The organism is Agrobacterium sp. MS2, assembly GCF_003261015.1.
Classification (GTDB): domain Bacteria; phylum Pseudomonadota; class Alphaproteobacteria; order Rhizobiales; family Rhizobiaceae; genus Agrobacterium; species Agrobacterium pusense.
In genome coordinates, this window is sequence record NZ_QLNF01000026.1 from 138,921 (window position 1) to 151,346 (window position 12,426).

14 protein-coding genes are annotated in these 12,426 nt (G+C 58.8%); 5 read left to right on the top strand and 9 right to left on the bottom strand.

Going from position 1 to position 12,426, the window contains the following annotated elements:
* Nucleotides 1–21: 21 nt before the first annotated feature.
* Complete coding sequence (locus DOU54_RS12110) at nucleotides 22–603, bottom strand: ATP-dependent Clp protease proteolytic subunit (protein ID WP_003523060.1); 582 nt, start codon at nucleotides 601–603, stop codon at nucleotides 22–24.
* Nucleotides 604–836: 233 nt separating this feature from the next.
* Between DOU54_RS12110 and DOU54_RS12115 the strand changes: the two genes are divergently transcribed.
* Both DOU54_RS12115 and DOU54_RS12120 read left to right on the top strand, forming a co-directional pair.
* Nucleotides 837–1,427 (top strand): HupE/UreJ family protein, encoded by a 591-nt coding sequence (locus DOU54_RS12115; RefSeq protein ID WP_004443023.1) that lies wholly within the window; start codon nucleotides 837–839, stop codon nucleotides 1,425–1,427.
* A gap of 100 nt (nucleotides 1,428–1,527) precedes the next feature.
* A complete protein-coding gene (locus tag DOU54_RS12120; protein ID WP_072494708.1) occupies nucleotides 1,528–2,280 on the top strand; it encodes a DUF2076 domain-containing protein in 753 nt (250 codons plus the stop codon).
* Nucleotides 2,281–2,305: 25 nt separating this feature from the next.
* Here DOU54_RS12120 and queF read toward each other — a convergent pair whose 3' ends face one another.
* From queF to DOU54_RS12140, 4 genes are all read right to left on the bottom strand, one after another.
* A complete protein-coding gene (gene queF / locus DOU54_RS12125) occupies nucleotides 2,306–2,770 on the bottom strand; it encodes a preQ(1) synthase (protein ID WP_004430149.1) in 465 nt (154 codons plus the stop codon).
* Between the two features lie 16 nt (nucleotides 2,771–2,786).
* Nucleotides 2,787–3,689 (bottom strand): cation diffusion facilitator family transporter, encoded by a 903-nt coding sequence (locus tag DOU54_RS12130; RefSeq protein ID WP_004443025.1) that lies wholly within the window; start codon nucleotides 3,687–3,689, stop codon nucleotides 2,787–2,789.
* A 155-nt stretch (nucleotides 3,690–3,844) separates the two neighbouring features.
* Entirely contained in the window at nucleotides 3,845–4,246 is a 402-nt protein-coding gene (locus tag DOU54_RS12135) for a glyoxalase superfamily protein (RefSeq protein WP_112554114.1), read from the bottom strand.
* A 67-nt stretch (nucleotides 4,247–4,313) separates the two neighbouring features.
* The gene (locus DOU54_RS12140; RefSeq protein WP_004443027.1) at nucleotides 4,314–5,417 is read right to left on the bottom strand and encodes a branched-chain amino acid ABC transporter substrate-binding protein; all 1,104 of its coding nucleotides are present in this window, start codon (nucleotides 5,415–5,417) and stop codon (nucleotides 4,314–4,316) included.
* Between the two features lie 286 nt (nucleotides 5,418–5,703).
* Here DOU54_RS12140 and DOU54_RS12145 point away from each other — a divergent pair, with 286 nt between their 5' ends.
* Nucleotides 5,704–6,879, top strand: a complete 1,176-nt coding sequence (locus DOU54_RS12145) for a DUF3095 domain-containing protein (RefSeq protein WP_113381303.1) — start codon at nucleotides 5,704–5,706, stop codon at nucleotides 6,877–6,879.
* A 128-nt stretch (nucleotides 6,880–7,007) separates the two neighbouring features.
* Here the strand turns inward: DOU54_RS12145 and DOU54_RS12150 are convergent, their stop codons facing one another.
* The 4 genes from DOU54_RS12150 to DOU54_RS12165 form a co-directional block, all read right to left on the bottom strand.
* Complete coding sequence (locus tag DOU54_RS12150) at nucleotides 7,008–7,328, bottom strand: ArsR/SmtB family transcription factor (protein WP_003524068.1); 321 nt, start codon at nucleotides 7,326–7,328, stop codon at nucleotides 7,008–7,010.
* 536 nt (nucleotides 7,329–7,864) lie between these two features.
* Nucleotides 7,865–8,911 carry a choline ABC transporter ATP-binding protein gene (gene choV / locus DOU54_RS12155; protein ID WP_004443032.1) on the bottom strand — a complete coding sequence of 349 codons (1,047 nt, stop codon included), beginning with the start codon at nucleotides 8,909–8,911 and terminating at the stop codon, nucleotides 7,865–7,867.
* A complete protein-coding gene (gene choW, locus DOU54_RS12160; protein WP_004443035.1) occupies nucleotides 8,908–9,759 on the bottom strand; it encodes a choline ABC transporter permease subunit in 852 nt (283 codons plus the stop codon). Before choW ends, choV begins: the two co-directional genes overlap by 4 nt.
* Nucleotides 9,760–9,946: 187 nt before the next feature.
* Nucleotides 9,947–10,849, bottom strand: a complete 903-nt coding sequence (locus DOU54_RS12165; RefSeq protein WP_502695965.1) for a choline ABC transporter substrate-binding protein — start codon at nucleotides 10,847–10,849, stop codon at nucleotides 9,947–9,949.
* Nucleotides 10,850–11,222: 373 nt separating this feature from the next.
* On the opposite strand from DOU54_RS12165, the gene DOU54_RS12170 reads away from it, so the two are divergent.
* Both DOU54_RS12170 and DOU54_RS12175 read left to right on the top strand, forming a co-directional pair.
* Complete coding sequence (locus DOU54_RS12170; protein ID WP_113381304.1) at nucleotides 11,223–11,804, top strand: thymidine kinase; 582 nt, start codon at nucleotides 11,223–11,225, stop codon at nucleotides 11,802–11,804.
* A 111-nt stretch (nucleotides 11,805–11,915) separates the two neighbouring features.
* The gene (locus DOU54_RS12175) at nucleotides 11,916–12,365 is read left to right on the top strand and encodes a pseudoazurin (protein WP_072494710.1); all 450 of its coding nucleotides are present in this window, start codon (nucleotides 11,916–11,918) and stop codon (nucleotides 12,363–12,365) included.
* The last annotated feature ends 61 nt before the right edge of the window (nucleotides 12,366–12,426 follow it).

Below are 12,426 nucleotides of genomic sequence, written 5' to 3' on the forward strand. Positions count from 1 at the left end.
TCTCGACTGAAAATCCGGAACTCAGAGTTCCGACTGGCTTTCGACGATCTTGCCGACGAGGCCATAGTCCTTGGCCTCTTCCGCGCCGAGCCAGTAATCGCGATCGATATCCTTGGCGATCTTTTCTTCGCTCTGGCCGGTGGCCTTGGAGAAGATCTTGATCAGGCGCTGGTTCATCTTGATGATTTCGCGGGCCTGGATTTCGATGTCGGACGCCATGCCGCGCGTACCGCCGGAGGGTTGGTGCAGCAGGAAGCGGGTGTTCGGCAGGCAAAGGCGACGTTCTTTCGGCACCGAAACATAGATCAGCGCGCCGGCGGAGGCGACCCAGCCCGTGCCGATGATGTAAACCTTCGGCTTGATGAACTTGATCATGTCGTGGATGGAATCACCCGATTCGACATGACCGCCCGGAGAATTGACGTAAACGCGGATGTCGTCGTCGCTGGCGGCGGCAAGGGCCACGAGCTGCGTGCAGACCTTCTGCGCCAGTTCCTGCGTGATGCCACCATAGATGAAGATCGAACGCGACTTGAAAAGATTCGCTTCCGTTTCCTTGCCGATCGGCAGTTCCTTGCTCTTGTCGTCTTCGTCTTCGTTCATCAACGGCTCTCTCCAGCAAAATTCGTGCATGCCCTTCGGACATAGTGCGACTTGTTACGTAAGGCAATGAGCAAAAAAGACAAGGTTCGCGCCCGAACAATAAACAGCACCCCCGGCAGATGACGCATGGACAGCTCGTTCGTCTTCGCGATATCGTCAGCGTCTCATTGCAGTGCCGCACGCTGCGGAACCCCAAGACAGCAGGTGAGCGGCGATAATCTTAAGAGGGAACCATGCTGAAAAGACTAAGCCTTGCAGCCGCCGCGCTCGGCCTTACCACCCTGCCCGCTTTCGCGCATTTGAACCCGGAAGAACACGGCTCCTTCATGGCCGGTGTGTCTCACCCCTTCTTCGGTGCGGATCATATTCTGGCGATGGTGGCGGTCGGCATCTGGGCCTCCCAGATTGCTGTCGCGCAAAGTGACCGAAGGGCGCTGTGGATCGTGCCCGCCGCCTTCGTCGGCACCATGGCTGTGGGCTTCCTGATGGCGGTTTACGGCATCGACCTTCCCTTCGTCGAACCCGCCATTCTCGCCTCCGTCATCGGCCTTGGCCTTCTGGTCGCCATGGCGGCAAAGCTTCCCACCGCAGCAGCCGCGGCCGTTGTCGGCGCTTTCGCGCTTTTCCACGGCCATGCGCATGGCGGCGAACTCGGCAGCGCGGGCGCGCTGCAATTCGGCATCGGCTTCATGATCGCCACCGCCATCCTGCACCTTGCCGGCATCGCCCTCGGTCTCGGCATCGCCCGCTTCGGCTCGGTCGCCAGCCGCACGGTTGGCGCGCTCACGGCGATTGCGGGCCTCTCGCTCGCTTTCGGCGGCTGAGGATCATTACCGAAATTTAAAATTCGGACCGCTTTGAAAAGCCAAAATTGTGGCCTACCTCCTTATCGTAGAATTTCGCTTCACGGTAAGGAGGCAGCACATGTCACCGGAAGAAAGCCAGCTTCTCAAGGGCCTGTTCGAAAGAACCAAGGCCGCATCCGCCACCCCGCGTGACCGCGAGGCGGAAACGTTGATCGCAGACGCCGTGCGCGATCAGCCCGCAGCTCCCTATTATCTCGCTCAGGCGGTGATCGTGCAGGAGAAGGGACTGGAGGCGGCAGCAGCCCATATCAAGCAGCTCGAAGAGCGCATCCACGCATTGGAAAGCGCCAACCCGGCCCCTCAGGCCGCAGCGCAGGGCGGCTTTCTCAGTTCCATCTTCGGCACCGGCCAGCCGCAGCCGCCAGCTCCGACACCAGCACCTGCTGCTGCCGCGCCGGCCTCGTGGCGCAACGATACCGCTGGCCAGACGGCCGGTCCGTGGGGATCGCAGGCAGCCCAGCAGCAGCCCGGTGGACCGTGGGGTCAGCAGCCCGCAGCAGCCGGCCGGTCTGGCGGCGGTTTCCTGCAGGGCGCGCTTGGCACCGCAGCCGGCGTTGCAGGTGGCATGCTGCTTGCGAACTCGCTGAGCGGCATCTTCGGCAGCCACATGTCGTCGCTCGGTCTCGGCTCGCCCTTCGGCGGCAATAGCGGCACTGGCAATGCGCCAGTCGAAGAAACGGTCATCAACAACTATTATGGTGACAGCGCGAACCCGCAGGATAACAATGACGACGATATCCAGCAGGCCGATTACGACGACAGCGCCGATGATGCCGATTTCGATTCAGGCGACGACAGCTCGTTCGCCTGAACTTTTTATCACCTAAAGAGCCGGATCAGCCGCGGCCGCGATAAGTGGCAACGCCCTGATCCGGCAGCCATACGCCCTCGGGCGCCGGTCCGGTCTGCCAGAACACGTCGATCGGAATGCCGCCGCGCGGATACCAATAGGCGCCGATACGCAGCCACTTCGGCTGCAGCAATTCCACAAGGCGCTTGGCAATATAGACCGAGCAATCCTCATGGAATGCGCCATGGTTGCGGAAGGACTGCAGGAACAGCTTCAGCGACTTCGATTCCACCAGAAAGTCGCCGGGAATGTAATCGATGACGATATGGGCGAAATCCGGCTGGCCGGTCATCGGGCAAAGCGAGGTGAATTCGGGCGCGGTAAAGCGCACTACATAATCGGTGCCGGCATTGCCGTTGGGCACCTTTTCGAGAACGGCCTTTTCAGGGCTCTCTGGCGTATCGACCTTCGTGCCCAGCTGCGACAGGCCGGAAACATCCGTCACGGACATGGAAAACTCCTGTTTTTTAAACGATCACTTTGACGCCATGCGCCTTTTCGCCTTCCGGCTCGACGTGAATGGCAAGGCTGGCGCCCGGTATGACGTCCCTTATGGCATCTTCAAGGCGGTCGCAAATATCATGCGCCTCACGCACCGTCATGATGGCAGGAACGACGACGTGAAAATCGATGAAGGCGGCCGAACCGGCGCGGCGGGTTCTGAGATCATGGACACCGATAATGCCACCGGAATTGGCTGCGATCGCCTTCTTGATCGCCTCATCCTCCTCGGGCTCCACTGCCCGGTCCATCAGGCCACCCAGCGAATGCAGGATGACCTTCGAGCCCTGAAACAGAATGTTGACGGCCACGAGAATGGCAAGCGCGGGATCGAGAATGGCATAGCCCGTCAGCAATGCCAGGACGAGGCCGACAAGTACGCCTGCCGATGTCACGACATCAGACATGATGTGGTGGCCGTCCGCCGCAAGCGCCGGCGAAGAATGCTGTTTGCCGACGCGGATCAATATTGTCGCCCAGACAGCGTTAATGATCCCGGCCGCGGCATTGATGGCAAGACCAAGTACCGGCGCTTCCGGCAGTCTCGGATTGAAGAGTGCGCCCCAGGCCTCCTGCACAATCAGCAGGGCGGCGACAACGATCAGCACCCCTTCGACGACAGCGGAAATATACTCCGCCTTGTGGTGGCCGAACTGGTGGTCGTCATCGGCAGGCTTCTGCGCATAACGAATGACGAAATAGGCGATGAAAGCCGCGACCACGTTGACGGTCGATTCCAGACCGTCGGACAGCAGCGCGACCGAGCCGGTAACCCACCAGGCCACAAGCTTGAGGCCGAGTACACCGAAAGAAAGCGGAATGCCCCAGAATGCGAGCTTCCTGACCAGCGCATTGCCTTCAACGTTCATTTTCTGTCCCCGTGCGGATGCGAACGAATTGCATCATCAAGTCCCAAAACGCACGAACCGCGCGCACGGGGGTACCCGTGCGCGCGGTTCGCAATTTGCGCGTTCTATCGTTCAAACCATGGCAAAGGTCAAGAGCCGTAGCGGCCTTCAAGGCCTCATGGCCGGCTTTTCTGTTCGCAGAAACGTATGCGGTTGCCGAAGGGGTCGGTCACCTCCATCACGTCGCCCCATGGCAACTCTTCGACACCCGGCTTCATGAAGCGATAATCCTTCGCTGCCAGTTCGCGCTGAAAGGCATGAACGCCGTGCATCGTGACAAAGATGTTCGAGCCCGGCGTCGCATCGCCGTGGTGGCCGCTGAGATGCAGCCCCATTCCGGCGCGTGAAATCTGCATGTAGAGCGGGAAATTTTCGCCGAAGCGGTGTTCCCAGTCGACCTCGAAACCGAGAAAATCGATATAGAACTCCCGTGCCTTGGCCTCGTCGAACATCCTGAGGATGGGGAATATCCGCTCGAAAGCGATATCTCCGTCTATGCGCGTCCCGGCATCGGCCATGCTGCCTTCACCCTCTTCAGGCCATAAAATGAAACCGGCCGCAACAGGTGCGGCCGGTAAGGTCAGCTTATTCGGCTGCGACGATCTTGCCGTCCTGCCACTTGAACAGCGAGAAGGTCTGCGAGGTCAGGTCACCGCTTTCGCCATAGGTGACCTTGCCAATTGCGGTCGGGAAGGCTTCACCGCTCTTCAGAACCTTGGCAACCGCTTCGGAATCCTTGGCGCCAGCCTTTTCGATGCCGGCCTTCAGGACTTCGACAGCCGCGTAAGCGTTGAGCGTGAAGGCTTCCGCCGGAATGTTGGCGGCCTTCAGCGCTTCCGCGGCAGCCTTGGAATCAGCGTTCTTCAGCGCGTCGGAAGCATTGGTGAAGATCGTGCCTTCGCCAGCCTGCGAACCGATGTTCCAGAACTCGCTGTTCGACAGGCCGTCACCGCCGATAACGGCAGCCTTGGAGCCGATATCCTTCAACTGGCGCACCAGAAGACCGGCTTCCGGATGGTAACCGCCGAAATAGATGATCTCGGCATTGTCGGACTTCAGACGTGCCGTCAGCGCGCCGAGGTCCTTTTCGCCCGGCGTCAGGGCATCATAGAGAACTTCGGTCACGCCGCCGGCATTCAGCGTCGCCTTGAAGGCATCTGCCAGGCCTTTGCCGTAAGCGCCCTTGTCGTGAATGATGGCGACCTTCTTGTCCTTGAGGTTGGCGAGAACGTATTTCGCCGCAACCTCGGCCTGCTGGTCATCGCGACCGCAGGTGCGGAAGACGTTGGAAAGGCCGCGGTTGGTAAGGCCCGGCGCAGTCGCCGTCGGCGTCACCATCAGCACGCCGTTTTCGGCAAAGACGTCCGAAGCGGGAATGGCGACGCCGGACGTCACGGGACCGACGACGAAGTGAATGCCTTCGGCAACCAGCTGATTCGCGGCTGAAACGCCCTGCTTCGGCTCGCCGCCATCGTCGGCCAGCTTCAGCACGACCTGTTCGCCGAGGATGCCGCCCTTTTTGTTGATTTCATTGACTGCCGTCTGGGCGCCGTTCTTGACCTGGTCGCCATAAGCGGCGACAGGACCGGTAAGCGGCGCAATCAGGCCGATGACGATTTCGGCATGGGCAAGGGGTGCGAATGCGAAGGACGCTGCAAGCGTCACGCTGGTCAATGTCTTCAGTTTCATCCTGGTGTCTCCTTAAAGGGGGTCGCGGGACCCGGTGAGCGCCATGGGCGCCGACCGAATGAAACTATCGGACGCCTCCCGGCGAAAACTCGTTCCATTTTTGAATTCCGAGCCTTCCACTCAACTCATACGGAAGGATTGATGATCTATGCAAGTCACCTTTGCTGGATTAGGTCTATTAGAGGTAAATCAAACGCGAAGCGGGCCATGATCCTATCACTCCGAAGCACGGTATCGACCCATGGAAATGCTTGGCGTTTGGCCGCCGCTGGAGGATAATCGCGGCATGATCACAGCAGATGACGAATTTCTGACGGGCCTGCCCGTTTTCCAGCGCTTTGAGGACGTGGTTGATCCGGCGCTTTATCGTGCCCTGCCACCGGGATGGGGGCTTGCCATCGCCGATATCGTCGATTCAACGACGGCGATCCAGACCGGCCGATACAAGGCGGTGAACATGGCCGGCGCGGCTGTCATTTCCGGTGTGTCGAACAGTCTCGGACGTCACGACCTGCCCTTCGTTTTCGGCGGCGATGGCGCCGCCGTCACCGTGCCCCCGGGCGGGCTGCCGCTTGCCAGCGCCGCTCTTTCTTCCGTTCAGCGTTGGGTGAAGGACGATCTCGACCTTACGATGCGGGTAGCGCTGGTTCCGGTTGAGGATATTCGTGAGAATGGCTTCGATGTGCGCGTCGCGCGTTTTCAGGCAAGCAACGATGTTTCCTATGCGATGTTTTCAGGTGGCGGCAATAGCTGGGCTGAAGCACGGATGAAGGAAGGCCTTTATATCCTGCCCACCGCAGCCGCAGGTGAACGCCCGGATCTGACCGGCCTCTCATGCCGCTGGAATCCCATTCCGGCGACCCGTGGCAAGGTTGTATCCATCATAGCGGTGCCGGGGCCGTCGCGGGACATGCCGGCATTCCGCAAGCTTGTTACCGATCTTGTCGATCTGGCCGAGCAGGACGGAAGGCATGGCCACCCCGTGCCTGAGGAGGGCCCGAAGCTCGGTTTCGTGCGGGAGGGACTGAATCTCGAGGCACGCGCAGGAGCGGCCCATCGCGACGTCTGGGGCCAGTTGCGCCGTTCGTCCCGTATTCTCGGCGAGACCCTGCTTATCAATTTGCTCGGCTTGACGGGTCTTTCGCTCGGACGGTTCAATGCGGAGCGCTATCGGCGCTCCGTCGCCAGCAATACCGATTTCAGGAAATTCGACGACGGTTTGAAGATGACCGTGGACATCGACGCCGGAAGGCTCGAAAAAATTCGCGACCGGCTGGAGCAAGGCCGCCTGTCTGGAAGCTGTTATTTCGGCCTGCATGAGCAGGACGCCGCATTGATGACCTGTATCGTACCCTCCCCGCTTTCACGGGATCACATGCATTTCGTGGACGGCGCTGACGGCGGATATGCGGCTGCAGCAACCCTGCTCAAGCAGCAGATGCAGACTGTGCCCGCCCGCTGATCGCACCCGGCGCAAAGACCAGCGCGCTCCTTGCGGGATCACCCGCCCGGCCAGGTAACTCACAAACGAAAAACCGGCGTCAAGCGCCGGTTTCAATTCAATGCTGCCGGAGGCCTGACGGCCCCGGATCAGGCGGCTGTCTTGCTGCTCTTCTGCGCCTGGCAATAAATTTCCTCAAGGGAGGCCAGGATTTTCTTAACGGATTCGGAGTTGCTGGAATAATAGATGGTCTGCGCATCCCGTCGTGTCTTTACCAGCCGCTGGGCCCGCAATTTCGAAAGATGCTGCGAAAGAGCGGACTGGCTGAGACCAACCTGAGAGGCGAGAACACCGACCGGCACTTCCGTATCCACCAACGTGCATAAGATCATCAGGCGCTTGGGATTCGCCATCGCTGAGAGCAAGTCTGCAGCGGCGATGCTATGTTCCGACAGAGATTGGTTATCCATACGCTCAAGTCTCCTGATGACAGTCGGAAAGACGGTCATGGTGGCTATTATAGGTGTTCCAAAAGGTGTTTTTATAATTCGGTGGATACGTTGTATATACCTAAATCTTGCTTATATCGTGTCCCTTTCAAAGACTATTCTTCACTAATTATCCATCTAAGACACTTCACCTAAAATATCGGCGTTCTGCCTGATTTTTATCCCATTGACAATAAAAACATGTATTAGAATAAGTATTCATAAGCAACAAATGATAAAAATTTCAGCTCCCAAATCACCATAACCCGCGACCGATTTTGAGGCTTTAAGCTTATACCACCTTAAATTTAGCAACGGGCTACAGAATCTAGTTTTACTTTGCGCAATTTTCTCGAAATTTGCAATATGGTTTTTATTAGTAATAATTTTCATGCATAACTTATGATGTCAAAGATACTCTTTCCAACAGGGGGAAGGTAACTTGCCCGGAATATCTGCGGAAAAACAAAAGGGACCCCCGGTGAGGGAGGTCCCTTTTGTTTCCTGGCAAAAGCCAGTTATTTTTTGCGATGACGGGTCAGCCCTGCCACGACTTCGTCAGCGGAAATCGTGCCGACGATCGCGCCATTGTCGACGACACCGATTGCGCCGGAATGTTTGGCCAGCGCATCGAGAATGTCGATCAGGGGGGATGACGGGCGGGCGGTGGCCGCAACGGTCATCTGGCCGTTGCGTTCATCTACGCCCCGCTTCATCACATCCGCAGCGGTCAGCATGGAGATCGGGTTCATATTCTGCACGAAATCCGCGACATATTGCGTGGCCGGTTGCTTGACGATCTGCTGCGGCGTCCCGCACTGGATGATGCGTCCGCCTTCCATCATGGCGATACGATTGCCGATGCGGAAAGCCTCATCCAGATCGTGGCTGACAAAGAGGATCGTTTTCTTCAGCCGGCTCTGGAATTCGAGAAGCTCATCCTGCAGGCGGCTTCTGATAAGGGGGTCGAGCGCCGAGAATGGTTCGTCCATCAGCAGGATCGGCGCGCCGGTGGCAAACGCTCTCGCCAGTCCCACACGCTGCTGCATGCCGCCGGAAAGCTCTCCCACCTTGCGGTCGGCCCAGGCGGAAAGATTGACCAGTTCGAGCTGCTCGGCCACCATGCGTTTGCGTTCCGCTTCCGGTACGCCGGAAAGCTCGAGCCCGAAACCGACATTGTCGGCCACGTTACGCCACGGCAGAAGACCGAATTGCTGGAACACCATGGAAACCGTATGCATGCGCAGGTCGCGGAGCGATTTGGCCGTTGAGCGATAGGGATCGACAAAGCCGGTCTTGGTCTTCACCCCCACATTGCCGCGTACCACGGGCGCAAGCCCGTTGACGGCCCTGAGCAGCGTCGACTTGCCCGAGCCGGAAAGCCCCATAAGCACAAGTATCTCGCCTTCGCTGACGGACAGCGATGCATTGGCGACACCGAGCACCAGCCCGGTCTCGGCATTGATCTCGTCGCGCGTACTGCCTCTGTCGATCATCGGCAGCGCGGCATCGGGCCGGTCGCCAAAGACGATATCGACATTTCCGAAGATGATGGCGTCACTCATAGATCATCCTCCGTACCGGGAAGGCGGAAAAGCCGGTCAAGAACGATTGCCAGTATGACGATGCACAATCCCGCCTCGAAGCCCATGGCGATATTGACGGTGTTCAAGGCGCGCACGACAGGCACGCCCAAACCATTGGCGCCGACAAGCGCGGAAATGACCACCATCGACAGCGACAGCATGATCGTCTGGGTAAGACCGGCCATGATCTGCGGCGCGGCAAAGGGCAGCTCCACCTTGCGCAGCACCTGCGACGGCGTTGCTCCGAAGGCGACGGCCGCCTCGACCAGCGCTGGCGGCGTGGAGACAATGCCGAGGCGTGTGAGCCGCACCGGAGCCGGAATGGCGAAGATGACGGTGGCGATCAGCCCCGGAACCATGCCAAGGCCGAACAGCACCAGCGCCGGAATGAGATAAACGAAGGTGGGGATGGTCTGCATCAGGTCCAGCACAGGGCGCATGCCGGCATAGATCCATTTGCGTCTCGCCGCCAATATGCCAAGCGGTATGCCGATGATCATGCACACGGCGCTGGCGGCGATCACCAGCGCCAGCGTCTCCGTCGTCGCTTTCCAATAGCCGAGATTGATGATGAGCAGCAGGCCGAGTGCGGTGAAGACGGGCATGCCGATCGAGCGTCGCGTCCAGGCCGAAAGCGCCGTGACAATTGCCACGATGACCAGCGGATGCGGCGCCTGGAGAACATAAAGCAGGGCGTTGATGACGCTTTGGAAAATGAAGGAAAGCCAATCGAAGAAAAAAGCGAGATTGCCGGTCAGCCAGTCGATGGCCTCCTTGGCATATCGGCCGACGGGCAGGCGGTTTTCAGGAGCGCTGAGCCATTCCACGGTAAGAAAAGACCTTTCTTAAACAAATGCAGAAACAACGACCGGCAGACGGCGGCCGGACGCGGTGCTGGCGCATGACCTGCAATGCGTTGAAAATGCGCGGGCAAGGTCATGCATGGGCATCGATATTTCCCGCTGCATCCAGCCTGTCGCACAGGCCGGATACAGTCATGCATAGTCTTGCGTTTTAAAGGCCAAGCGCCTTCTTGACGGCGGGCAGGGCGTCGGCGCTGCCATCCTTGGTCTTGACGTTGGCGAGCCAGGGTTCGACCGCAGCCGGATTGGCCTTCAGCCATGCGGTGGCGGCAGCTTCGCCCTCAAGCCCGTCATTCAGGATTTTGCCCATGATCTCGTTTTCCATGGGCAGGGAAAATTGCAGGTTCTTGAGGAAGGCGCCGACATTGGGGCATTCCTCGACGTAACCCTTGCGAACATTGGTGTAGATCGTCGCACCACCGAAGTTGGGACCGAAGACCTCATCGCCGCCCGTCAGGTAGGTGAGCTTGAAATTCGCATTCATCGGATGCGGTTCCCAGCCGAGGAAAACGATCGGCTCGCCGGATTTTTCCGCGCGGGCGACCTGCGACAGCATCCCCTGCTCGGAGGATTCGACGACTTCGAACGCCTTCAATCCGAATGTATCCTTGGCCACCATGTCGAGGATCAGGCGGTTGCCGTCATTACCGGGCTCGATGCCGTAAATCTTGCCGCCAAGCGAGTCGCTGTGCGTAGCGATGTCCTTGAAATCCTTGATGCCGAGTTCGGCACCCTTGGCGTTGGTCGCCAGCGTATACTTGGCGCCGGTCAGGTTTTCCCGCAGCGTTTCGACCGATTTGTCTTCGCGGTAAGGCGCGATATCCCCTTCCATGGTCGGCATCCAGTTGCCGAGGAAGACATCGATGTCTTTGTTTTTCAGGGATGTATAGGTAACGGGAACCGAAAGAAGCTTGACGTCGGTTTCATAGCCGAGGCTTTTCAGTAGCACCGTGGCGGTGGCCGTTGTGGCGGTGATGTCGGTCCAGCCCACATCGGAAAACCGCACCGTGCCGCAGCTTGCCGGTTCGGCGGCACCGGCCGCGCTGAACGTCATGGAGGAGATTGCTGCGGCCAGAACCAGACAGCGACGTCTATTTGCAAACATTGTTTGCTCCCTTTTTTTCGTTCCCTTGCCATTATCAATATCTTCCGGCCACAATCAACTCGCGTGCATTTGCGTGCTTTGGCCCGCCCGTTTGCGACAAAAACGGCAAAAACGTCGGGATTCGAACCTGCAGATGGGAAAAAGCAGACCGCAGAAATCTGTGTTTTTCGCGCCTGCGCACTTTTCAATCCACATCTTCCTCGTCAAAAGACGCCTGATGCGGCATCGGACCGGGCTTTGTGATCGCCTGGTGAAATCCGGCGCGCCGTTTCGTGAGGTTGCGAGGCGTCCGAAAGGCGCGAAGGCGCTCCGGGAGTGGATAATGGCAAAACTCTATTTCAATTATTCGACGATGAATGCCGGCAAATCGACCATGCTGCTGCAGGCGTCCTATAATTATCAGGAGCGCGGCATGCGCACGCTGATCTTCACGGCCGCGTTTGACGACCGCGGCGGCGTCGGCCGTGTCGCCTCGCGCATCGGTCTGTCCTCCGACGCCCTGACCTTCGATGAAAATACCGATTTGTTCGCTGAAGTATCGGCCCTGCATGTACAGGCGCCCGTCGCCTGCGTTTTCGTCGACGAGGCCAATTTCCTCTCAGAACACCATGTCTGGCAGCTTGCCGAGATTGTCGACCGGCTGAACATCCCGGTCATGACCTATGGTCTGCGCACGGATTTCCAGGGCAAGCTCTTCCCTGCCTCGAAAGAACTGCTTGCGATTGCCGACGAGCTGCGCGAAATCCGCACCATCTGCCATTGCGGCCGCAAGGCGACGATGGTGGCCCGCTTCGACAATGAAGGAAATGTCGTCACGGAAGGCGCGCAGATTGAGGTAGGCGGCAACGAAAAATATGTTTCCTTCTGCCGCCGCCACTGGGTGGAGATGTTCAACGGCGGCTGAGCGGCTGCGTCCGGTTGCCGCATTTGATTTTTCGCAAAGATGACCGCCCGGCTCCTGCGCTAGAACGGCGGGGACATCCGCTTGGATGTGCTTTCTCTCAGGAGCAAAATTATGCAGAACAAAATTGCCGGATTTGCCAGCCTCGTCATTGCTGGAATTTTTGCCTTCCCCGCCCTGTCTGCCGAAATCGAAGTGAAGATGCTCAACAAGGGCAGCGATGGTCAGGCGATGGTCTTCGAGCCCGCAACCGTCAAGGCTGCCGTAGGTGACGTCATCACCTTCATTCCGGTGGACAAGGGCCATGACGCGGCAGCCGTGAAGGATATGATCCCCGAGGGGGTTTCCGAGTTCAAGGGCAAGATGAACGAGGCGGTGAAGCTGACGGTCGAGAAGGAAGGCGCCTACGTCGTCAAATGCACGCCGCATCTCGGCATGGGCATGGTCGCGCTTGTTGTCGTGGGCGACGCCGTGCCGGCCAACCTCGATGCCGTCAAGAGCGGCAAACTGCCGAAAAAGGCACGCGACCGGCTGAATGAGGAGATCGCCAGGCTCGGCCTCTGACTGCTTGCCCTCCGGCTCCGCGGCGGCCATTACGTCGCAGTCCGTATGGAGAGCGATGATG